The 21,602-nt window shown below is 57.7% G+C and carries 18 protein-coding genes; 8 read left to right on the top strand and 10 right to left on the bottom strand.

Features of this window, described 5'->3' with window-relative positions; genetic code table 11:
* The coding region (locus CYR55_RS02970; RefSeq protein WP_146000940.1) for an amidase at positions 1-906 on the bottom strand (906 nt) is incomplete at its 3' end.
* A gap of 125 nt (positions 907-1,031) precedes the next feature.
* Here CYR55_RS02970 and CYR55_RS02965 point away from each other — a divergent pair.
* The 4 genes from CYR55_RS02965 (at position 1,032) to CYR55_RS02950 (ending at position 6,981) form a co-directional block, all read left to right on the top strand.
* Positions 1,032-1,595, top strand: a complete 564-nt coding sequence (locus tag CYR55_RS02965; protein ID WP_101814646.1) for a TetR/AcrR family transcriptional regulator — start codon at positions 1,032-1,034, stop codon at positions 1,593-1,595.
* A gap of 905 nt (positions 1,596-2,500) precedes the next feature.
* Positions 2,501-4,414, top strand: coding sequence for a penicillin-binding protein 2 (gene mrdA, locus CYR55_RS02960; protein WP_101814645.1), 1,914 nt, complete (start codon positions 2,501-2,503; stop codon positions 4,412-4,414).
* 191 nt (positions 4,415-4,605) lie between these two features.
* Positions 4,606-6,345 (top strand): penicillin-binding transpeptidase domain-containing protein, encoded by a 1,740-nt coding sequence (locus CYR55_RS02955; RefSeq protein WP_101814693.1) that lies wholly within the window; start codon positions 4,606-4,608, stop codon positions 6,343-6,345.
* Between the two features lie 96 nt (positions 6,346-6,441).
* Positions 6,442-6,981: an O-acetyl-ADP-ribose deacetylase gene (locus CYR55_RS02950; protein WP_206604028.1), complete on the top strand. Its 540-nt coding sequence runs from the start codon at positions 6,442-6,444 to the stop codon at positions 6,979-6,981.
* On the opposite strand, the gene CYR55_RS24095 is transcribed toward CYR55_RS02950, so the two are convergent.
* Complete coding sequence (locus CYR55_RS24095) at positions 6,927-7,823, bottom strand: UTRA domain-containing protein (protein ID WP_206604027.1); 897 nt, start codon at positions 7,821-7,823, stop codon at positions 6,927-6,929. The genes CYR55_RS02950 and CYR55_RS24095 overlap by 55 nt on opposite strands.
* A gap of 553 nt (positions 7,824-8,376) precedes the next feature.
* Here CYR55_RS24095 and idi point away from each other — a divergent pair.
* The 4 genes from idi (at position 8,377) to CYR55_RS02925 (ending at position 11,897) form a co-directional block, all read left to right on the top strand.
* Positions 8,377-8,943, top strand: coding sequence for an isopentenyl-diphosphate Delta-isomerase (idi, locus tag CYR55_RS02940; RefSeq protein ID WP_101814643.1), 567 nt, complete (start codon positions 8,377-8,379; stop codon positions 8,941-8,943).
* Between the two features lie 381 nt (positions 8,944-9,324).
* A complete protein-coding gene (locus tag CYR55_RS02935; RefSeq protein WP_101814642.1) occupies positions 9,325-10,068 on the top strand; it encodes an SDR family oxidoreductase in 744 nt (247 codons plus the stop codon).
* Positions 10,069-10,140: 72 nt separating this feature from the next.
* Positions 10,141-10,593 (top strand): DUF2231 domain-containing protein, encoded by a 453-nt coding sequence (locus CYR55_RS02930; RefSeq protein WP_101814641.1) that lies wholly within the window; start codon positions 10,141-10,143, stop codon positions 10,591-10,593.
* Positions 10,590-11,897 (top strand): PQQ-dependent sugar dehydrogenase, encoded by a 1,308-nt coding sequence (locus CYR55_RS02925; protein ID WP_101814640.1) that lies wholly within the window; start codon positions 10,590-10,592, stop codon positions 11,895-11,897. The genes CYR55_RS02930 and CYR55_RS02925 overlap by 4 nt, the downstream gene beginning before the upstream one ends.
* A 386-nt stretch (positions 11,898-12,283) precedes the next feature.
* Here CYR55_RS02925 and CYR55_RS02920 read toward each other — a convergent pair whose 3' ends face one another.
* The 8 genes from CYR55_RS02920 to CYR55_RS02885 form a co-directional block, all read right to left on the bottom strand.
* Positions 12,284-13,294 carry an SIS domain-containing protein gene (locus tag CYR55_RS02920; protein ID WP_101814639.1) on the bottom strand — a complete coding sequence of 337 codons (1,011 nt, stop codon included), beginning with the start codon at positions 13,292-13,294 and terminating at the stop codon, positions 12,284-12,286.
* A 24-nt stretch (positions 13,295-13,318) separates the two neighbouring features.
* Positions 13,319-14,383: an SIS domain-containing protein gene (locus CYR55_RS02915; RefSeq protein ID WP_101814638.1), complete on the bottom strand. Its 1,065-nt coding sequence runs from the start codon at positions 14,381-14,383 to the stop codon at positions 13,319-13,321.
* A gap of 10 nt (positions 14,384-14,393) precedes the next feature.
* Entirely contained in the window at positions 14,394-15,254 is an 861-nt protein-coding gene (locus CYR55_RS02910; RefSeq protein WP_420912712.1) for a PTS system mannose/fructose/sorbose family transporter subunit IID, read from the bottom strand.
* A complete protein-coding gene (locus tag CYR55_RS02905; protein ID WP_101814637.1) occupies positions 15,232-16,008 on the bottom strand; it encodes a PTS mannose/fructose/sorbose/N-acetylgalactosamine transporter subunit IIC in 777 nt (258 codons plus the stop codon). Before CYR55_RS02905 ends, CYR55_RS02910 begins: the two co-directional genes overlap by 23 nt.
* Positions 16,009-16,023: 15 nt before the next feature.
* Positions 16,024-16,494: a PTS sugar transporter subunit IIB gene (locus CYR55_RS02900; RefSeq protein ID WP_101814636.1), complete on the bottom strand. Its 471-nt coding sequence runs from the start codon at positions 16,492-16,494 to the stop codon at positions 16,024-16,026.
* 13 nt (positions 16,495-16,507) lie between these two features.
* Positions 16,508-16,930, bottom strand: coding sequence for a PTS sugar transporter subunit IIA (locus tag CYR55_RS02895; protein ID WP_101814635.1), 423 nt, complete (start codon positions 16,928-16,930; stop codon positions 16,508-16,510).
* 91 nt (positions 16,931-17,021) lie between these two features.
* The gene (locus tag CYR55_RS02890; protein ID WP_101814634.1) at positions 17,022-19,796 is read right to left on the bottom strand and encodes a sigma-54-dependent transcriptional regulator; all 2,775 of its coding nucleotides are present in this window, start codon (positions 19,794-19,796) and stop codon (positions 17,022-17,024) included.
* A gap of 1,483 nt (positions 19,797-21,279) precedes the next feature.
* Entirely contained in the window at positions 21,280-21,501 is a 222-nt protein-coding gene (locus CYR55_RS02885) for a hypothetical protein (RefSeq protein WP_101814633.1), read from the bottom strand.
* Positions 21,502-21,602: the final 101 nt, after the last annotated feature.

Raw genomic sequence — 21,602 nt, 5'->3', positions numbered from 1 at the left:
ATCCCGCTCCAGTGCCGGAATGCCCACCGGTTCCACAAATAGCCCCTGCGCCTCCAGCGCCCCGGCCGCCGCTTTCACTACCGCCGCAACGTCAGGAGCGACCGGCCCGAAGCCGGGGCCGACCATCCACCCGATGCGCAACGGGCGATCGGTGTGGGGAAGCGGGTGTGCAGCCTGGGTGGAGAAGGCGTCCTGACCATCGGGGCCGGTGAGTTGTGAGAACGCGAGTGCGATATCGCGCACTGAGCGGGCCATCGGCCCGACATGCCAGAAGCGGCGGGGTGCACGCGGCCAGATGCCGGTCATCGGCACGCTGCCGTGCGTCGCTTTCATCGAAGTAATGCCGGTTTGTGCCGCCGGGCCGCGCACGGAGATCGCCAGGTCGGTGCCCAACCCCAGCGGTGACATGCCCGCCGCAATCGCCGCGGACTCCCCACCACTGGAGCCGCCCGGTGTGCGCGTCAGATCCCACGGGTTATTGGTGCGGCCGGAGAGCAGGTTGTCGCTCTCAATCCAGTAGGAGAACTCGGGCAGGTTGGTTTTCGCCAGCAGAATGCCGCCCGCCTTTTTCAGGCGCGCCACGCTGGTGGCATCCGCGTCCGGCAGGCGGTGCCTGAAGATCGGCGATCCGCGCTGGGTCATCACCCCGGCGGTATCAATGGAGTCTTTCACCGTAAAAGGCACCCCGTGCAACGGGCCCAGTGTTTCACCCGCCATCACTGCCGCCTCAGCAGCTTTCGCGGCGTTGAGCGCCCCCTCCGCCACGGTGACAATCGCATTAACCTGCGGATTGGTGGCCTCAATGCGATCAAGATGCGCCTGCATCACCTCGACCGGGGAGATTTCCCGCGAGCGGATCAGTTCCGCCAGCCGGGTGGCGTCGGAAAAAATGATGTCGCTATTCATACCTCACCTCTCTACCTATCAGTTGGTAGTTTAAGCATGGGCGCGTTATTTTTCGCTGTCAAGCCCTGCCTGCCACATGGTAGGATAATATTTTGGCAGTCACGACGTAGAGCGAGGAGGGAGGCATGAGTAAAAACGCCAAAGAAGCGATTTTGACGGCGGCGCGGCAGAGCGCGCAGGCGCACGGATACGGCGGATTAAATTTCCGTGATTTAGCGGGTGAGGTGGGCATCAAGGCGGCGAGCATTTACCACCATTTCCCGAGCAAGGCGGATCTGGGTGCTGCTGTTGCGCGGCGTTACTGGGAGGACACCGCAGCGGATTTAGAGGCGATGGCTGCCGCCGCGCCGGACGCCCTGAGCAGCCTGCGGCAGTACCCGCAGATTTTCCGGCGTTCACTTGAGCGCGGCAACCGCCTCTGCATGGGGAGTTTTATGTCAGCCGAATATGACGACCTGCCGGATCCGGTGAAAAAAGAGGTGCAAACCTTCGCAGACATCAACGTCGCGTGGCTCACCAAAACCCTGAATGCAGCAGGTATTGTGGAGCCCACGGAGAGCGAAGGGCGCGCCCGCGCCATTTTTGCAGCGGTATCGGGTGCGCAACTGATGGCCCGAAGCCGGTCTGACATCACCCTGTTCGATGACCTGATCGCCAGCTACCGCGCCGCCGGTCTGCTACCGGCCTAACCCACCTGCCCGGCGGGGGGTAAACCATAGCCGGGCTAAAACACATGCACGTCCAGCGCAACGCCCCCAACTACTTTTTTCTTACATACTTTTTGGTGTGCAGTCTGGTGGGGACGTAAAAATCATTGCCGAGTAGAGCCGCAGATCCAGCAGGCGCGCAGTACACAAAAAATCCGCCCCTACTTTTTCCTTACATACCAACAAGCAGGCAGTCTGATGGGGGCGTAAAAATCATTGCCGAGTGGAGCCGCAGATCCAGCAGCCGCGCAATACGCAAAAAGATCCGCCCCTACCATTTCCTTACATACCAACAGATAGGCAGTCTGGTGGGGGCGTAAAAATCATTGCCGAGTGGAGACGCAGGGCCGGGCGAACGGGCAGGACAAATTGGCCGGGAGCCAATTTGAACAACGCAAAGCGTTGGCCCCGAAGGGGTGAGCCCCATGGATGGGGCGAATAATTCCGCGAAAGGTACAGCCACGCCGGGAGCGTGTCTGCGGCGGCCCGGAAAGCCCGGAGGCGGAGTGAGGGAACCCGCGGGAGCGGGCAATGATTCAGCCAAACCACCGAAAGTGCGCGGGTGCAGGGCGAGCGCACTGGCGCGCCCTGCTCGGTTGAGGCAATGAGGGTTAGGTAGGCAATTACACATGAACAACCGAAACATGCCACCTCACTGATCAAACATCCAAACATCCAAACAACCAAGCCACACAAAAAGGAACCCCGGCGTTTCCCCACGCCCCCCATTTACATTTAAACACCCTGAAACACTCCCCTCACATAATTAGCAACCTTTTCATAGGCACACGCCCCCCCGCCCGTTATGCTTGCCCGCTTTTGAGAACATCCGCCCGCCGCGCCCGGCGGCAGACGTGGTAACAAAGCAGACAGGTAATCACCCCGGCATGGCCCTATTTGAGCAAAATCAGCACCCCTTTCGTGACTACTCTGCGGAAGTCCGCCTCTTTATCCGCCGTGCGCTGGTGGCCTTTGTGGTGGTGGTGCTGCTCTCCGGGGTGCTGGTCGCGAACCTCTACCGCCTCCAGGTCAAACAACACGCCTTCTACCAGACCCGCTCCAACCAGAATGACATCAAAATGCTGCCGATCGCCCCAAGCCGCGGGCTGATCTACGACCGGAACGGCATTCCGCTGGTGCATAACCTCACGCTGTACCAAATCCAGGTGATCCCCGGCAAAGTGGATAACATGGACGCCACCCTGAACGCGCTGACGCCGATTGTGGACCTGACGCCGCAGGACATCGCCGACTTCCGCGACGCCGTACGGCATACCAGCCGCTATAAACCGGTGACGCTGAAAATGGCGCTGAATGACAATGAAGTCGCCCGTTTTGCGGTGAACCAATTCAAATTCACCGGCGTCTCTATTGATACCTACCAGCAGCGCGAATACCCCTACGGCGCCCAACTGGCGCACGTGGTTGGCTATGTGTCGAAGATTAACGACCGCGACGAACAGCGGCTGGCGAAAGAGGGCATCGCCGAGAACTACGCCGCTGACCACAACATCGGCAAGCAGGGCATCGAGGGGTACTACGAAAACGTGCTGCACGGTAAAACCGGCTATCAGGAAGTAGAAGTGGATAACCACGGCCGGGTGGTGCGCCTGCTGAAAGAGCAGCCGCCGCAGGCCGGTAAAGACATCTACCTCGCCCTCAGCCTGCCGCTGCAACAATATATTGAATCAGTGCTGAAGGGGCAGCGCGCCGCCGTGGTGGTGGAAGACCCGCGTGACGGCGGCATCCTGGCGATGGTCTCCAGCCCGAGTTATGACCCGAACCCCTTTGTGAAAGGCATCGGCTATAAAGAGTATAAAAGCCTGCTCGGCAACCCGGATTTGCCGCTGATTAACCGGGTGACGCAGGGGCTGTACCCGCCGGCCTCCACGGTGAAACCCTATATGTCGATCTCCGCGCTGTTCGCCGGGGTGATCACGCCCGGCACCACCTTCTTCGGCGCGCCGACCTGGGTGCTGCCCGGCTCCAAACGCCACTACCGCGACTGGCTGAAAAGCGGCCACGGTATGCTGAACGTCACCAAAGCGATTGAGGAGTCCGCCGATACCTTCTTCTATCAGGTGGCGTATGAGATGGGCATTGACCGCATCCACGACTGGCTGAGCAAATTTGGTTACGGCAGGCCCACCGGCATCGACCTCAACGAAGAGTACCAGGGCGTATTGCCGAGCCGCGCGTGGAAACAGCGCGTCCATAAAAAACCCTGGTACCAGGGCGACACCATCCCGGTCGGCATCGGCCAGGGCTACTGGATCGCCACCCCGATCCAGATGGTCAAGGCGCTCACTACCCTGATCAACAACGGCACCGTTAAACCGCCGCACCTGCTTTACTCGGTAAAAGGGGCAAACCACGTTGAACGTTATTCGCCGCCGCCGGAGAGCGCAGAGCAGATTGGCGATCCGCATTCGCCGTACTGGGGCATCGTCAAAGCCGCGATGTTCGGCATGGCCAACGCGCCGAACGGCACCGGTTATAAACTGTTCCACACCGCACCCTACGGCATTGCCGCCAAGTCCGGTACCTCGCAGGTGTTCAGCCTGAAAGAGAACCAGACCTACAACGCCAAAATGGTGCCGGTGCGGCTGCGTGACCACATCTTCTATACGCTGTTTGCGCCCTATAAAAATCCGAAAGTGGCGATGGCGCTGATCCTGGAGAACGGCGGCGGGGATGGCGTGGTCGCCGGGCCGACCGCTCGCGCTATCCTCGACCATATTTTCGACCCGGCGCACGCGGACGTGGCGGCCGGCCAGCAGATTGCCGACCCGGCCCGCTGAGGGCCATCTGGCGATTATTCCCCCAGTAAAAAACCTTTCTTGTTCCTTTCTTACATTCAGCAACGGATTAGCGCCTCAGGGCGCTGTAATCCGCTGTAATTAAATAATAATCTGTGACCCGCTGCGCGGTTGCGCGAGCAGGACGCCCTGATTGACTGCTGAGACCCCCCATGAAAAAGAAATCCCCGGCGATGCCCGGCAAGAAAGCGGCGGCATCTGCCAAAAATTCGTCATCTGCCAAAAACTATTCCTCCGCCCGTTTTGTCTGGATTTGTGCCGGGATCCTGGTCTGCTTCTTCCTGCTGGTGGCGCGGGTCGGGGATTTGCAGCTGCTGAATGATAAACAACTTACCGATCAGGCTGACCAGCGTTCCATCCGTACCCAGGTGGTGCCGACCAACCGCGGTATGATCACCGACCGCAACGGCGAGGCGCTGGCGGTCAGCGTCGCCTCACGCGACATCATCCTCGACCCGAAACATATTCTGGAAGCGGACTCCCAGCTTAATAATGAACGCTGGCAGAGTTTCGCCAGCGTGCTGAAGATCCCGCTCAGCCAATTGCAGCAGATGATTCTGTCTAACCCGCATAAACGCTTCCTGTTCGCCGCCCATAAAGTGGATACCGACGTGGCGGAGTATGTCACCAAGCTGCACCTGACCGGCGTCAGCACCCAGCAGGATTTCAGCCGCTTCTACCCGATGGGGCAGGATGCCGCCGCGCTGGTCGGCATCGTCGGCATGGATAACCAGGGGCTGGAAGGGATTGAGCTGGGCTTCAACCACCTGTTGCAGGGGAAATCCGGCCTGCGCGTCTACCAGAAAGATGGGCACGGCGCGGTGATCGGCCTGCTGAAGAACATCGACCCGGTGGCGCCGCCCAACGTCACGCTGAGCATCGATAAGTTCCTGCAATATGTGCTCTATTCCCACGTCCGTGACGGCGTGCTGCTGAACCAGGCGGATTCCGGCTGTGCGGTGCTGGTGGATGTGAACACCGGCGAAATCCTCGGCATGGCGAGTTACCCGTCATTCAACCCGAACAACCTGGCCGACACCCCGCCCGGCAACATCCGCAACGTTGCCAGCAGTGACAGTTTCGAACCCGGCTCCACGGTGAAGCCGCTGGTGGTGATGACCGGCCTGGCACGCCACCTGATCCGCCCGGACTCGGTACTCGACACCCACCCGTATCGGGTGAACGGTCACCTGATCCGTGACGTCGGCAACTGGCCGGAGCTGACGGTGACCGGCATCCTGCAAAAATCGAGCGACATTGCCGTCTCGCATATTGCGCTGGCGATGCCCGCCAATGTGCTGGTGGATGTTTACCACAGTTTCGGCCTCGGCCAGCCCACCGATCTGGGCATGGGCAACGAGAGCAGCGGCTATTTCCCGCTGCACCGCCAGATGTGGTCGAACATTGACCGCGCGACGTTCTCCTTCGGCTATGGCCTGCGGGTGACGCCGCTCCAGATGGCGCGTGAGTATGCGGCCATCGGCGCGTTTGGCCTCTATCGCCCGCTGTCGATCACCAAAGTGACGCCGCCGGTGATGGGCACACAGGTGATGGACCCGGAGATCGTGAAAACCGTGGTGCATATGATGGAGAGCGACGCCTTGCCGGGCGGCAGCGGCCTGAGTGCCGCGGTGCCGGGCTACCGGCTGGCGATCAAAACCGGGACGGCCGAGAAAATGGGCAAGAACGGTAAGTATGACGGCGGTTACATCAACTACACCGCCGGGGTCGCCCCGGCGAGTAACCCGCGGGTGGCGCTGGTGGTGATGGTCAACAACCCCAAAGCCGGCAAACACTTCGGCGGCTCGGTGGCCGGGCCGATTTTCGGCCAGATCATGGGGCAGGTGATGGAGCACATGAACATCCTGCCGGATGCGCAACAGCTGAATGTGGTGTCAACCATCAAAGGCTGACGGTGATAGCGTCTACACTGTAAGGGCTTGCCTGTCACCGGGCAGGCCCTTTTTGTGATGAAAAGGCGGACTATTAACCACAAGGGGAGCGTTATGATGAATGATCGTATCGGCGTGCTGTCAGGTGACATCACGCGGCTGGAAGTGGATGCCATTGTGAATGCCGCGAACACTTCGCTGCTCGGCGGCGGTGGGGTCGATGGGGCTATCCATCGTGCCGGTGGGCCGGAGATCCTGGAAGCCTGCCAGCGCATCGGCGGCTGTAAAACCGGCGATGCGGTGATCACCCCCGGCGGGGCACTGCCGGCCAAATGGGTGATCCACGCCGTCGGGCCACGCTGGGAAGGCGGGAGCCAGGGTGAGGCGGACTTGCTGCGCAGCGCCTACCTGCGCAGTTTCGATCTGGTGGCGCAATATGGCCTGCGCCGGGTGGCCTTTCCCAACATCAGCACCGGCATTTATGGCTTCCCGAAACTCGAGGCGGCGCAGATTGCGATTGACGTGACGCGCACCGTGCTCAGCACCGATCAGGCGATTGAAGAGGTGCTGTTTATCTGTTTCGACGCGGAGAACCTGAGGATCTACCGCGAGCTGCTTGGCCAGCCGCAAGCAGGGGAGGAGACTCCCCCAGCCTGATCGTGCCGGTACGTTACCCAGGTCAGGGGGACATCATCGCCCCGGGTTACCCGGCAACTGTATTCAAACACGGTGCCGTCCTGTAAAAATCCTACCGTGCGCTGCTCCAGCACCGGTTGCTGCCGGTCAATGCCCAGCGCCTGCGCCACCTCCACGGACGGCATTCTGGCCCGCAGTTCCTGCTCGCTGCGGTCAATCACCCCGTGTTTCACCTGCTCAACATAGTCATAGGTGGAAGACTGCATCGCTGCGTAACTCAGGTCAGGAAACAGCGCCAACGGCATCCAGAGTTCATCGAAGGCTGCCGGTCGCTGGCGGATGAACTGCCGCCGCCGCACATGGTAAACCCGCTCGCCGCTTTTCAGCCTTAACGCGGTGCGCACGGTTTCATCCGGCTGCACGACGGCGAAGTCCAGCACTTCATAGTAAATGCCCGATGGCGATGGCGGCACAGTCCGGCTTTCCGGTGCGCGTTCACGCTCGAGCGGCGCCTCCGGCTCCGGGGTTTGTTCAGCCGGGGTGCCCGCTACGTTTTCCCCGGCGCTCTCCGCGACTGCCTGCAGCTTCTGTGCATGAGGTACGGCAAGTGTTTGCGGTACAGCAGGGGATAGCAGCGGCGCGGCCTGCGGTTGCCGGACATAACGGCCGCTGCCCTGGATGCTTGCAATCACCTGCTGGTCAGTGAGCACTTTCAATGCCTGCCTCACGGTCACCCGGCTTACGCCATAGTGCTCACCCAGTTGCGCCTCGGTCGGCAGGGCATCACCGGCTTTCAACTGGCCGCTGGTTACCTGTTGGCGGATTGTGTCGGCAATCTCACGGTAGCGGGGTTTCTTTACCATCAGCAGCAAACTCCATAACAAAAAGGGCTGGGTGGGCAACCAGCATACCGTAGTCTGGCCTGTCATGTAATACAAATATAGCATACGTCAAGTTGTACCATTGCAGGGGTTGTATTACCGAGGGAATGTGTATTACGCAGGTTATTTGTATTGTTCTTGTTATTTGTATTATTTGTATTATGTGTGTCGGCTGTACTTTTGGTATGTTGTGTATAGCTGACGGCGGCTATACCTCCTTGAGGGGTATCACCCAGAAAGTCAGGTAATACAAATAAAACCACATTAATACAAGTTGATGTCGCATAACAAAAAACAATACAACCCCCATTGCGGTACCGCTGGATAGGGGCGTTGGCTTGCCGGGCCTGATGCCTTTGCGTTCTGAAATAGGCGGTCAGTTTCCCTGACAGATGACGTATTTTCTTACGCTTGCTTGTGGTTGGTTTCGGTAAAAGAGTCGCGCCACCTTCCCCTTTCTCCTATACTTTCCATAGCATTAATCCTAAATTGATCGCGCCCGCTGCCCACCAGCCGGGTGCCAGAAAGGTGAGTCATGAGCCATCGTGCAACGGAACATGTGGTTTTGCTGGATGCCAACCATCAACATATTGGGATCATGGATAAATCGCAGGTTCACACCGCGCATACCCCTCTGCACCTGGCGTTTTCCTGCTATATCTTCAACGCCGAAGGCAAACTGCTGATCACCCGTCGCGCCATTAATAAGGTTGCCTGGCCGGGCGTCTGGACGAATTCGGTGTGCGGCCACCCGCAACTGGGGGAGAGCATGGAAGCGGCGGTGAACCGGCGCTGCCTGTATGAGATTGGGTTACAGGTAGAGGAGGTGACGCTTATCACCGACAACTTCCAGTACTGCGCCACCGACGCCTCCGGCATTGTGGAGAACGAGTACTGCCCGATCTTCCGCGCTTATACCGAGCACACCCCCACACCGCGCAACAGTGAAGTGATGGACTACCAGTGGGTGACGCTTGACTCCCTCTACGAAGGCGCCGCCGCCGTGCCCTGGGCCTTCAGCCCCTGGATGGTGAAACAGCTGGCGGTGCTGCGTTCAATGAATGCGTTCGCTGTGCCGATGCAACCGGCGCACAGCATGTAATACCTGCGTGATGTTACCGCCCCATCAACACCGGTAAACAGGGCATCCCAGAGGGGCGCCCTGCATCACGCCAGCCGTTCTTACACCTCCCGCTCACAGGGGCTTAATCACCACCGTCCCCTGGCGCTCCGCTTCTGCTTTCGCCGCCATAAAGCGTTTCACCATCGCGGCTTTTCCCGCGCGGATGGCCTGATAACATAAAAACTGACCACCCGTACCGGCTGAGTATGCAAGTCAGTGCCCAGCCTATGATGCATTGATTCCGCTGCCATCAATCACCTGATCTCCCTGGCGTTTCTGGTTTTTCCTCTATAGTTAAGGACGGTGCCGGTTATTTCACCTGTGCGACGCCGGCGTGACATTAACCTCAGGAGAGAAAATATGAGCAATGAAATCGCGGGCAAAGTGGTGGTGATCACCGGGGCCAGCAGCGGGCTGGGCGAAGCGGCCGCCAGACTGTTGGCCGCCCAGGGGGCAAGCGTAGTGCTTAGCGCCCGCCGTGAAACACGGATTCAGGCGCTGGCTGCGGAACTCACCGGCCAGGGGCTGAAGGCGCTGGCCGTCACCACCGACGTAACAAAAAGCGGGCAGGTGCAGCAGCTGGTGGACACAGCCGTGGAACAGTTCGGCCGTATCGACGTGATGATCAATAACGCCGGCCTGATGCCGCAATCCCCGCTGGAGCGCGGCAAAATTCAGGACTGGGATCAGATGATCGATGTGAATATCAAGGGTGTGCTATATGGCATCGCCGCCGCCTTGCCCTACATGAAGGCGCAGCAGAGCGGGCACTTTATCAATGTCTCTTCGGTGGCGGGCCACAAAGTGCGCGGCGGCGGGGCGGTTTACTCCGCCACCAAGACGGCGGTGCGCGTCATCTCCGAGGGGCTGCGGCAGGAAGTGAAGCCTTATAACATCCGCACCACCATTATCTCACCGGGCATGGTCGCCACCGAACTGCCTGACAGTATCACTGAGCCGGATGTCGCGGAGCGGATGCGCAAAGCCTATGAGGGCGCAATCCCGGCCGACTCCTTTGCGCGGGTGGTGCAGTTTGCCATCAGCCAGCCGGACGAGGTGGACATCAATGAAATCCTGTTCCGCCCGACTTCCCAGGAGTTTTAATCCGGCTTTCCTTTTCTGTGTAAGTAGCTGGGGTGACCAGCCCGGCTATCCCCTTTGATAAGGAGTGAATGAATGGCTTCCACCGGCAGCACCGCCCGCCGCTCTGCGCCCGCCGTGGCGCTGTATGAGTTGCTTAACCCGCTTCCATTCGGCTTTTTCACCGCCGCCTGGATTTTCGATATCCTTTACGCCAAAACCTATGACATTTTCTGGACGCAGGCCGCCAGCTGGCTGATTACGCTGGGGCTTCTCCTCGCCATCATCCCGCGGCTGATTAATCTGGTGCAGGTGTGGGTCGGCCATGCCTACCCGCAAGGCTCGCCGGTGAAGGTGCATTTCTGGGCCAATGCGCTGGCGATTGTGCTGGCGATTGTTAACGCCTTCATCCATAGCCGTGACGCTTACGCCGTGGTGCCGGAAGGCGTGATCCTCTCCACGCTGGTGGTGCTGCTGCTGGCGTTTGCCAACCTGCAACTGGCGCTGCGCGCACAGGGAACCGCGAAGATTCAAGGAGTCACCCGATGAGAAACCTGCGTACGCTCTCCCTCCTGGCACTCTCCGTGATCCTGGCCGGCTGTGATAATGGCGGCACCCTCGACCCTAACAAGCAGGTCGGCCCCGACCCGCAGCTGCCGGAAGCGAAAAACTTTCTGCTGCCGCCGATGCAGGTGCCAAGCGGCGTCGCCTGGAAAGCGGGGGAAACCCCGAAAGTGCCCGCCGGGCTGAAAATTGAGAAAGTGGCCGATGGCCTGATGCACCCACGCCAGCTCTATGTGCTGCCGAATAATGATGTGCTGGTGGCCGAGGCCAACGGCCCGTCAAAAACGCCGAACCGGCCGAAGCAGCTGATCATGGGGGTGGTGCAGCAGTCCTCCGGCAAGGGCGGGCCGGGCGGTAACCGCATCACGCTGCTGCGCAACAACAACGGCACCTGGGAGAAGCACATTTTCCTGGAGCACCTCTATTCACCGTTTGGCGTGCAGCTGATTGGTAACACGCTGTATGTCGCCAATGCTGATGCAATCAGGAAATATTCTTACACGCCCGGCGCCACCCGGATCACCGACCCGGGTGTCGAGCTGGCGGATCTGCCCGGCGGGCCAATCAACCACCACTGGACCAAATCCCTGTTGGCCAGCCCTGACGGCAGTAAGCTGTATGTCGGTATCGGCTCCAACAGTAACATCACCGAGAACGGCCTCGGCAACGAGTACCGCCGCGCCGCCGTGCTGGAAGTGGACACCGCCAGCGGGGCGAGCCGGGTCTATGCCAGCGGCCTGCGCAACCCCACCGGGTTGCAGTGGGAGCCGCAGACCGGCAAGTTGTGGGCAATTGTCAACGAAAGGGATGAGATTGGGGCCGACCTGGTGCCGGACTACATGACCTCGGTGCAGGAGGGCGGCTTCTACGGCTGGCCCTACAGCTACTATGGCCAGCATATTGACCAGCGCGTCCGCCCGCAGCGGCCGGATCTGGTGGAGAAGGCGATCAAGCCGGATTACGCCCTCAGCTCCCACGTGGCACCGCTCGGCCTCCTGTTCTACACCGGCACCAACCTGCCGGAAGAGTACCGCGGCGGGGCATTCATCAGTGAGCACGGCAGCTGGAACCGCAAACCGCTGAACGGTTACCGCGTCTCGTGGGTGGCATTCCGCGACGGCAAACCGGTGGGCGAGCCAAGGCCGGTGGTGACCGGGTTCCTGACGGATGACCAGAAAGAGGTGCGCGGCCTGCCGGTCGGGCTGGCGCAAGACCAGCAGGGCGGCCTGCTGATCGCCGATGATGCCGGTAACGTGGTCTGGCGTGTCACGGCGGCGGGTACGCCGTAACCTGAACGGCACCGGCTTGCACAGCCGGTGCCGGTTTTTTCCTGACACTGGCCGGCCACTTTCCTCCTTTCTGCATTTCCCGTTATCGCCTGTATCCTGCAATAAACACCCATTATATTTTGTGACAAGGTCACATTAAGGGTACTTATAGTGACAACGTCACGGAAGCTCTCTCGGTGAAAACTGGTTTATCAGGCCGCCGCCTGAGGCAGCCAAGTGACAACGTCACATCAAACGCCGCGTTAAATTGTTCAGCGTTATCTGCGTGTTAGTGGTGTAAGGGCGGTTAACGCGGGCAGGGCGTGATAATAAGGAAGTAAAGGACGGGTTAAGGTATGCGTGGCGGGAAACGACCGGGAGCGCAAGTGCTCCCGGCAGCGGCATGATTAATACTCAAACTGTCGATAGTAACGGCGGATGTCCAGGCTGTGGCCGGTCTGGTGCTCAAAATGCGCCGCCAGCCGGTCAACCAGCAGCGTAGAGACCAGGCAGGGGGCCATCAACCATCGAAAGTCGTTATCTATTCCCTCCAGCGCATAGTCGCGTGGGTCAATCACCACCGCCTGTGTACCGACCTTCTCAGCGAAGCGTTCCACCCGCTCATCCAGCGCCCGGCATGGCCCTTCACCTTTGACCAGGAACAGCGGTGTCTCCTTCTCCAGCAACTCCAGCGTACCGTGGAAGAATTCCGCCGAGGTCACCGCCTTAGTACGTTTCCACTGCATCTCCTCAAGAATACACATCGAGAACAGGTAGACTTCCCCCCACATCTCGCCGCCGCCTACCCACATCATATAGTCTGCCTGATGGTACCGGTGGGCGATCTCCGCCGCCCGGCTGTCAAACTGACGTTTGGCGCGCAACAGGTTCTCCGGCAGCCGTTCCAGCTGTGACGCAAACCGCGCGTAGGCGTCAAAATCACCGTTCAGGGAGAGCAGGCGGAAGAAGAGCCAGAACAGCAGCATATACTCAAATTCCACACCGTTTTTATGGCGCATCGGGATATGCCAGGTTGCGGCCTGTGCCAGCGGCGAGTTCGCCTCCCGGGTAATGGCCACCACGCGGATGCCCTGTTCACGGCACCAGCGGGCAATCTCCACCGACTCCCGGGTATCGCCCGATTTTGACAGCGTAATCACCACCGAGGTACTGGTGAGCCTTTTGTTGCCTTTGGCGATAAGCTCCGCCGCCTGCTCGGTAAATACCGGCAGGCCGGTCATCTCCTTGGCAAACTCCTGAATCGCCATCATCGGGGCCAGCGAGCCACCCACAGAGGCAAAAAAGAGGTTGCTGAACCCGGCGTTATGGATCTCTTGCGCGACCTGTTCCGCCGTATGGCGCGCAGCAATGATCTCACGGGCACTGGTCAGGTACTCGTCTTGGTTAAACCCTAACATGATGTATTTCTCCTGAAGGTGGACTTAGATTTTGCTTTTTAATACCCGGTCAAAGTCATCAAAAATACGGAGGCTGAGATCCACACCGCGCAGGGCGGCAATGTGGAAGGACAATAACTGGAACGGCACAATCAGCAGCAGGGGGGAAAGCGGGTGGCTGACCGGCACACCCAGCGACAATACCGTGTCAGACGCGTCATCATCATCCAGCGTGATCGTGAAAACCTGGCTGACATGGGGATGCATATAATCGCGCAGCGCCCGCAACCTGCTATTTTTCTGATCTTCAATAAAGAACAGTAAATGTGAGGGGTTTGCCTCCAGATAGGGGCCGTGCATATAGGCTTCCAGTTCGAACCCGCTGGCAGGCAGCCGCACGGTTTCGGTGAACTTGGTTTCCGCTTCCCGCGCGACGCCCACCAGGGCCCCATAGCCAATCGCCACGTAGCGCGACGCGGCCTGCCAGGCGGAACGGTGACGCCGGATAAAGGCTTCACTTTTCTCAATCACCCCCGGCAGAGCCTGTGCCAGATCCTGAAGCATACGGCGCTCAGCCTGCGCCTCCGTGACGCCGATCGTGCCCTGATGCCCGGCAATCAGCAGGGCGATCAACAACAGGTTCAGCACGGTGGCGCTGAACCCCCGGGTCACAAACCCGACGCGCTCAATGCCGGTATTGAGGTCGAGCACGCCGTCGGCGGCCTGCGCGGCCGGGCTGGTGGGGTCTGACGTCAGGCAGAACACCGGAATGCCTGACGCCTGTACCTTTTGCATCGCCGCCAGGGTCGAGGCGCTCTTGCCGCTCTGGGAGATTGCCAGCACCAGGGAGGTGGACGGGTCGATCCGTTCATAGTGGGTGAAATGGTACGGCTCTTTAATCTCCACCAGAATGCCGAAGGTGTGTTCAAAATAGCAGCGGGCGCACAGCGCGGCGTTGTAGGAGGAGCCGGTGGCCAGCATCATGACTTTATTTATCTGCCGTCCGTGCAGGTGCCTGGTTAACGGCAACAGGGTGTCCGTGTATTCCCTGACGATGTTTGCCAGCGCGTCAGGTTCGTCATAGATATAGGTCAGCATGGTTTCGCTCATGATATTTTCCTTAAAGTATGCCCAGCCAGGAACCGGCGATACCCACGACCGCCATGCCAGCCAAAATCGCTAAGGGTTTCACCTTTTTCCCCAGCAGCCAGTAAACCGCACCGAAACTCAGCAGCGGCAGCAGGCAGGGCATCACATCATTGATAACTGACTGCACCTGGGTTTTGGCTTCCCCACTGCCGAAGGTGAGCGGGATGGTGATGTCGATCATCGAGGCGGTCATACCGCCCACCACCATCAGGCCGATGATCGAGGCCCCGAAGGTCAGGCTCTCCATCATCCCGCTCTGTTGCACCCGTTGCAGCACCCCGGTGCCCAGCACATAACCCCAGCGCGTAAAGAGGTAGCGCAGCGCAATATGCGGCACGTTAAACACCAGCAGGAAAAGCAGCGGCCCGAGGAGGCTGCCTTTCAACGCCAGGCTGGTGCCGATGCCGGTGGCAATCAGGCGCAGGGTGCCCCAGAAAAACGAATCCCCCAGTCCGGCCAGCGGCCCCATCAGCGACGCCTTGACGTTATCTACCGAGGCGGCATCCATGTCCCGCTGGTGGCTGTTCTTCTCCTCCATGGCTGCCGTGATACCAAGGATCAGGGTGACGATGTGCGGTGTGGTATTAAAGAACACCAGATGCCGCTTCAGCGCCCCGGCCAGATCCTCTTTATGCGGGTAGAGTTTTTTCAGCACCGGGATTAACGCGTAAACAAATGCCAGGTTCATCTGCCGTTCATAGTTCCAGGAAAACTCCATCTGGAAAGAGCGCCAGAAGACGCGGCGTAGATCTCTCGCCGACAGCGCGCCTGCCGGCTCCGTGGTTTTAACGGCTTCAACCGCCTGCCCGTCAGAAATCATCTTCATTGTCATGCCCGGCTCCTTGTCGTGCTGTCGTGCGTTCATTCAGGCGGGTCATGTTCACCATGATCACGGCGATGATTGCGCCGAGGATAGCAATGCCCGTCACAGGGATTTTCAGGTAGGCCATCAGGACAAAGCCCAGGAAAAAGTAGGGCGCAACCCGTTTAGTGATTAACAGCCGCGCCAGCATGGCGAAGCCCAGGGCCGGGATAATGCCGGTGGCCACACTCAGCCCATGTTTGATGAACTCCGGGATAGCCTCCAGCAACGCCTTCACGGTGTCACTCCCCACCAGGAAGGAGAAGGCCACTACCGCCGCCAGCATCAGCGACATCCCAAACCCGGCCACCAGGTGCATCCGCTCAATACCGCGCGTATCCGCCTGCGCGGCACAGGCATCCGCCCGCTGATTCAGCAGCGGGATAAACAGCCCGAGATAGATATTTTTCAAGACCAGTGTCAGCGTGGCGATCGGCAACCCCAGCAGCAGGGCGGTCTCGGTACCGGCACCGGAGGTAATGGCGAACGCCACCCCCAGAATGCCGCCGGTCACCACGTCCGGCGGGATAGACGCCCCGACAGAGAATGACCCGATAAACGCCAGCTCCAGCGTTGCGCCCATAATGATCCCGGTCTGCACATCCCCCAGTACCAGCCCTGTCAGCAGCCCGGTGACGATAGGGCGGGAAATCAGGGAGGTGCCGAGTGCATATTCTGACTGCGCAATAAATGCAACCAGCCCAAGTAACAGTGCCTCTACCATTGTTTCCCCCTGGGATCAGACACACTCATTAAATAAGACCTTCCGGTCATTGGGCACTTGCCGGATTTCCACTTCCGTGCCCGCCCGGATTAATTCATTCAGCTGGGTTATCTCGTCCGGCAGTAAATTAATCGCCTTTGAAATTGTGCGGCTTCCCTCCCGGGCTTTCACGCCGCCCAGATTAATGCTGGTAATTTCGGGGATCGCTTTCGCCAGCCGCCAGGCATCCTTGACCGATTCCACCACAATAAACAGGCGGTATTTATCGGTGACGCCGCTTTTTAACGCCTCGGCAGCGTCAGCAATGGTTTTGATCACCAGTTTTACCGAAGGGGGTTTTGCCAGCTTAATGGTGGTTTTGCGTAATTCATCATTGGGTACGTTGTCATTAGCAATCAGAATGCAGTCGGCACCGATAAACTGTGTCCAGGAAAAGGCGACCTGACCATGTAATAAACGGTGATCGACCCGCAGCAGTGTGATCATATGGCTCTCCTTATTAAAAATCCCGGTCAACTAGCTCAACAGAATGAAGGGTTTGGTTGCAGTACTGGAGGCTTTCCCGCGCGTTGCTCAGGGACTCACCGATTAATGCCGCTGTATCCCCGCCGGGGGGCGCAATCAGCATCTCAATAATCAGCGGTAAATTCATACCGGCCAGTAAATGGACATGCGGGCGGTGAATAAAGCGGATAAATTCGTTGTTGATACTGCCGGCGAAAATATCGGTCAGGATGATTAATTCATCCTCCTGACTAAAGGAATCCATTAACGCCTCAATACGCGCAGTGACATCTTCTTCCTCTTCCAGATAGGCGCAGAGCGTATGAATATTCGCCTGCTTGCCTAAAATAAGTTCGACTGAATGTAATATTCCTTCGGCAAACCTGCCGTGGCTGGCAAATATATAGTGACGTTTCATCCTGACCTCAAAATAGACATTGCTCCATAGAGGTATTGCAACCCGCATGCCAGATAAAGTGTCGGAGAGCGGGGCAGGCGGGCAGCGGCGGTTAAAACTCCTGATCGTATTGAATAAATTCTGTCTCAGAATAGAGAATATCGTGCACGTAATAGAGCTCGGTTTCAGGAATATTGACACTGTAACTGCTCTCAATGACACTAAAGGCTTCCCGGAGCGGAATAAGATACCGGCGTTGACACTGTTTATGCGCCACCGGCCATGACTGAATTGCCGCCTGGCGGATCAGCCGCTCTATCAGGCAACTGATATGAATATAGAGCGCGACTTTCTTATCATTCGGCACCTGCATCCCGGCCAGGTGTTCATAGCGCATAAAGAACTGCTCAACCTGATTGATCACTTTTCCGGTATCCAGGATCGTCACTGACTCAATGACCCGCCGCAGGGAAAAGTTCTTAATTATCAGGTTATTAATTTCAGCAACGCCTTCCGGGGCAATCAACCCCCGGAAAATGGTCATGACCGTGTCGCCGCCCTGGCCGGCAATCAGCGTCTCCAGCGAGAGATAAGGGATAGCAGGGATATGCGGGTCCAGCGTGCCGACGATAGCCAGCACCTCGAAGCGGGAGAAGATCGGGGCCCGGCGCGCGGAATCAGTCAGCACCTCATGCTCATAGGCAACGACCTCAATCGCCAGTTCCGCCGGGATACTCGCTTTCAGCAGGGTACTCAGGTTGGCTGCGGCCCCGATGCCGGTGGCGCAGGTCGTGATGATCGCCCGGGGTTTGTTGCGGCATGGCCAGATGATCTGTTGCTCAACCGGCAGATCGCCTGCAACCTGCGCGGTGATATCCTCCAGGCGATCGCCATGCAGGATGCGTTCGCCGACATAGAGCGCCATCCGGGTCGAGACATTGTTGATGATAGCCACCGGCGTGGTCAGGGCGCGGCTAAAATAGTGGTGAATATCGGTCAGCGAGCCCATATCCACCAGGATCATCAGGCTGGCGGCCAGCGGGTTATGCGCCAGATAGGCCATCACTTCCTGGGCTATGGCTTCTGGGGTGACGTCCAGCGGCATATCAAACGACTCAAACACATTCTGTTTCAGCAACCGGTTGGCAACATTGGCGATACTGCTGGCGGTCGCATAGCCATGCGCCAGGATCACGGCTTTGGTCACCAGCGTGGTATTCTGCACACCGAGATTGTTAAGCCACAGGGTAAGTAAAATCAAATCAACAGGTTGGGTTTTAATATCCAGCCTGCGCGCCACGGCAGCCAGCACCTCCTGCCCGAACCGCGTCAGCAACGGGTATTTTTTCTCCAGCCAGACGGTAAACTGGCGGCACAGCTCAACCTGCGCCGGGGGCGAAGCCTCATGGCGGCAGTGGGTCAGGTAGTGGGCGAGGGCGTAGATTCCGTTGCCGTTGAAGTGGATATGGTAACTTTTCTCCAGACGGTAAAACTCATCACGAACCTGGCTGGTGGTCAGCAACAGCATCTGGGAATGGCTGCGGTCGCGGTTGTCAAACACCAGCCGGTCAAACAGCATGTCGATCTCATGGCCGATGCGCTTTTCACACGCGTCCCACCCGGTATTTCCGGCACAGTAAAGCTCAAACTGCGCCAGGATCGTGCGCTGCGTATCCCCGATCAGCAGGTTAAGCGGATCGGGGTGATGCAGAAGCCAGGGCAGGCGGGTCTCCTGATCCAGCACAATATCCTGGGCGTTCCCGCCCGGGGGATCGTTGAGTGCCGGGATTTGCGCCATCACCGTTTCCGGCAGGTGGTGAATCGAAATACGCAGCATCTCCTGGCTGTTCTGCATGGCAAACGCGGAGGCCACCGCATATTTCACGCTATTTTTTAATTCACCCACATTGCCGCGATAGACGTAGTGCGTCATCACCGACAGCAGACGCGGGCTGAGGCTTAAGCGCCGCGCCACTTTTTTTGCCTCCAGCCAGAAAAATTGCAGGATCAGTGCCTCTTTCTCTTTCCGGCCACGGCTCTCCAGTGCCGGCAGCACCACCTGGATAGGGATGCGGCGTATAAAGGTGGTTAAAAAAGTGCTGTGGATCTCTTCGGTGGTGGCGAAAATAAGCCGCACTGAGACCGGGCGGCCCTGTGCAGTTTCCCCGACGCGGTAGATTTCACCCCGGTCGAGCCAGGTAAAGAGTTTCTCTTGCCCCTCTGCGTGTAACCGGTGTACCTCATCTAAAAATAAAATCCCGCCGTTGGCCGCTTCAAACGCGCCGGGTTTGTCGCTCTGCGCACCGGTGAACGCACCTTTTATATACCCAAACAGGTTACTGGCCAGCAACTCAGGGTTATTGGCGTACTGCGCACAGTTAAAAGCGACAAAGGGCGCATCCGGCTCAATCAGTGCCTGGCTGATAGCGTAATGGTGCATAAGCTGCGCCAGATAGCTCTTGCCCGTGCCGCTGTCGCCGGTGATCAGCAACGGCAGGCCGCCATCCGGGTAGAACAGGGCGGTTTTAAGCTGCTCAATCGGCTTTTTCAGTGAGCCGTCATAACCGATTAAAAGCGCAAAGTGGTCGTGTACCTCGGGCGGCTCTTGGTTGTCAGCCAGCAGTTCATCCATGCCGGCGTACTCATGTTTCGACAGCGGGTAAAACTGTTGCTCAAATGCCTGGTGATGCAGGAAATAAACCGGGCGGGTGTTAATCTTTATCAGCAGCCCCTGGGCCACACACTGATTCAGGTAGTGGCTGGCGGTGTTGCGTTGTAATCCAAAACGCCGGGCAAGGTAGGCGGCAGTAAACACCTCGCTGCGATCGGCGGGGTTAAAAAAATCCGTCTGGTTCATCAGAAAGGTCAGCAGATCATCTTTGCGCATGGCAGTCTCCTTGAGTGAATACATCAACGGACATCATGCCGTGAAAGCCGGCCTGGTCATGCACAGTGGCCATAAGATTTGGCTTTTTGCAGACAGACGCACAAAAGGGAAGGCGTGAGGAAGAGAAAGAAGCCGGGGCCAGAGAGCGGTTCAGAGAAATGCAGGGGTAGAGGGTTAAAGGAAAACTAAGAGATAATCAGGGAGCCTTAAATGCAATTTAACATAATATACATTATGTGCACCTAAATATCGCTATGCCAATTATGCCTGTTTACCCTTTATCATCATCGGGTTATCCTGCGCCCGGCAGTTTCAACGATGGCAAACCGGCTGTTTTCAGCTTCCGCCTTCGCCACGGTTTTTCCTCATCTCTGCATCTCCTGTTACCGGTGATCATGCGCCTGCATCGCCTGCCAATTTACGGCACGCGTGATAAAGGATCCGTACGGTGCTGACTGCCGATCTTGCCACGCCTCCGGTCACCTTGTCCGATGCCATTTCAGGTTCACCATGATGGCCCGCGTACATCACATTGCACGGCTTGTTCATCCGTGATGCTTTTACATCACCTGCCGGTTCAACATGCTGCTGCCTGAACTCACCACACCTTACCGATATGCCTCTGGGAATGCTGACCCATGAGACCTGGCGGAAAGAAGTAAAACGACCACAGCATTTTGATCGCGCTACGTAAAATCTGCAAAACCACCACGCCGGAAGCCCACCAGAATTCGCGTAACGCCCCCTGTAAAATGACGCGTTTCAGGCCACTTATGACGCTGGCCGGTAAAAATGCACGGCATTCTCTATGAACCCGCAGATTTTGCGCACACCCTGCCCGCTTTTTGTGCTGATAAGCTGCTATAGAGTGTGTTTTTCTTATAGTAGAGATTGAGCTTATCGGAGGCACAATTGGATGTAATAAGTGAATAGAATGTTGTAATTAATAATAAGATGTTAAATTCACTCTGAGGAACTGCTGTCCCCTGATGAAAACGACCTTGCCAGTCCGCTGAGGTTTTGCACCAGAGTGAATTCGTTGTGCCGTATGGGAGCTTTAGCCCTCAGCCTGCATCTGGTACGAAAGATAATTCGGCATCACCAGGTCAGGAAAGCGGCTCAAGTGAAAACCGGGTGGCGGTTAGCGTGACGGGTTCTGCCAATACCGCATACTAACTGAATACCCCGCCTGAATGGCAATAACGTATCGAGTTGCGGCGGATTGTGGGGCGTAAATGCTATGCCATTGAAAATAGAAAATGTCCGGGGAAACGCTCTATTGTTACGCCCTATCCGTTTTTACGTGCTCTTTGATCCTTATCAGCGCGCTGTCGGTGCGCGCCATACTATGATGCCCGGCATCGGTATTATTTCTGCCCTTTTCCCTTTGTCAGGCTATTAAAGCGACCTTTTTTCCCTTTATTTACTCTCCTTCTATCAGCGGTTATGGGGTTTAATAGAGTGCTTTGTTTGTTGTAACTAATTACACTATTGAGATTACGCTGACTTTCAGCCATCCTAAAAAATTGAGCAGGAAAAAGAACACGAACATAATAACCAAACCTGCTCCAATGGCGGATATGGCGATATGATATAACGCACTGACCACTATTACCCCGCCTGCCACGGCCAGAGTGAGAAGAAGATAAATGAAAATAACGTAATTTCCCTGTAGTTTCAGCCACTTTTCCAAAAATTTGTTCATAACTTCAGATTCCCTTCCGTTTACAATGCTCATTTAAAAATTGAACAATCCATAGCAATGCTAAAAAGATAGCGCTTATTCGCTATCCCCTTTTTATGGCG

The organism is Chimaeribacter californicus, from assembly GCF_002858675.1.
GTDB classification, from domain to species: domain Bacteria; phylum Pseudomonadota; class Gammaproteobacteria; order Enterobacterales; family Enterobacteriaceae; genus Chimaeribacter; species Chimaeribacter californicus.
The sequence above is the reverse complement of the archived record's forward strand: the minus strand, read 5'-3'. Positions and strand labels throughout refer to the sequence as shown.

Coding starts and splice junctions, on each gene's coding strand:
- CYR55_RS02965 (WP_101814646.1), top strand. CDS start 1,032: ATGAGTAAAAACGCCAAAGAAGCGATTTTGACGGCGGCGCGGCAGAGC.
- mrdA (WP_101814645.1), top strand. CDS start 2,501: ATGGCCCTATTTGAGCAAAATCAGCACCCCTTTCGTGACTACTCTGCG.
- CYR55_RS02955 (WP_101814693.1), top strand. CDS start 4,606: ATGCCCGGCAAGAAAGCGGCGGCATCTGCCAAAAATTCGTCATCTGCC.
- CYR55_RS02950 (WP_206604028.1), top strand. CDS start 6,442: ATGAATGATCGTATCGGCGTGCTGTCAGGTGACATCACGCGGCTGGAA.
- CYR55_RS24095 (WP_206604027.1), bottom strand. CDS start 7,823: ATGGTAAAGAAACCCCGCTACCGTGAGATTGCCGACACAATCCGCCAA.
- idi (WP_101814643.1), top strand. CDS start 8,377: ATGAGCCATCGTGCAACGGAACATGTGGTTTTGCTGGATGCCAACCAT.
- CYR55_RS02935 (WP_101814642.1), top strand. CDS start 9,325: ATGAGCAATGAAATCGCGGGCAAAGTGGTGGTGATCACCGGGGCCAGC.
- CYR55_RS02930 (WP_101814641.1), top strand. CDS start 10,141: ATGGCTTCCACCGGCAGCACCGCCCGCCGCTCTGCGCCCGCCGTGGCG.
- CYR55_RS02925 (WP_101814640.1), top strand. CDS start 10,590: ATGAGAAACCTGCGTACGCTCTCCCTCCTGGCACTCTCCGTGATCCTG.
- CYR55_RS02920 (WP_101814639.1), bottom strand. CDS start 13,294: ATGTTAGGGTTTAACCAAGACGAGTACCTGACCAGTGCCCGTGAGATC.
- CYR55_RS02915 (WP_101814638.1), bottom strand. CDS start 14,383: ATGAGCGAAACCATGCTGACCTATATCTATGACGAACCTGACGCGCTG.
- CYR55_RS02910 (WP_420912712.1), bottom strand. CDS start 15,254: ATGACAATGAAGATGATTTCTGACGGGCAGGCGGTTGAAGCCGTTAAA.
- CYR55_RS02905 (WP_101814637.1), bottom strand. CDS start 16,008: ATGGTAGAGGCACTGTTACTTGGGCTGGTTGCATTTATTGCGCAGTCA.
- CYR55_RS02900 (WP_101814636.1), bottom strand. CDS start 16,494: ATGATCACACTGCTGCGGGTCGATCACCGTTTATTACATGGTCAGGTC.
- CYR55_RS02895 (WP_101814635.1), bottom strand. CDS start 16,930: ATGAAACGTCACTATATATTTGCCAGCCACGGCAGGTTTGCCGAAGGA.
- CYR55_RS02890 (WP_101814634.1), bottom strand. CDS start 19,796: ATGCGCAAAGATGATCTGCTGACCTTTCTGATGAACCAGACGGATTTT.
- CYR55_RS02885 (WP_101814633.1), bottom strand. CDS start 21,501: ATGAACAAATTTTTGGAAAAGTGGCTGAAACTACAGGGAAATTACGTT.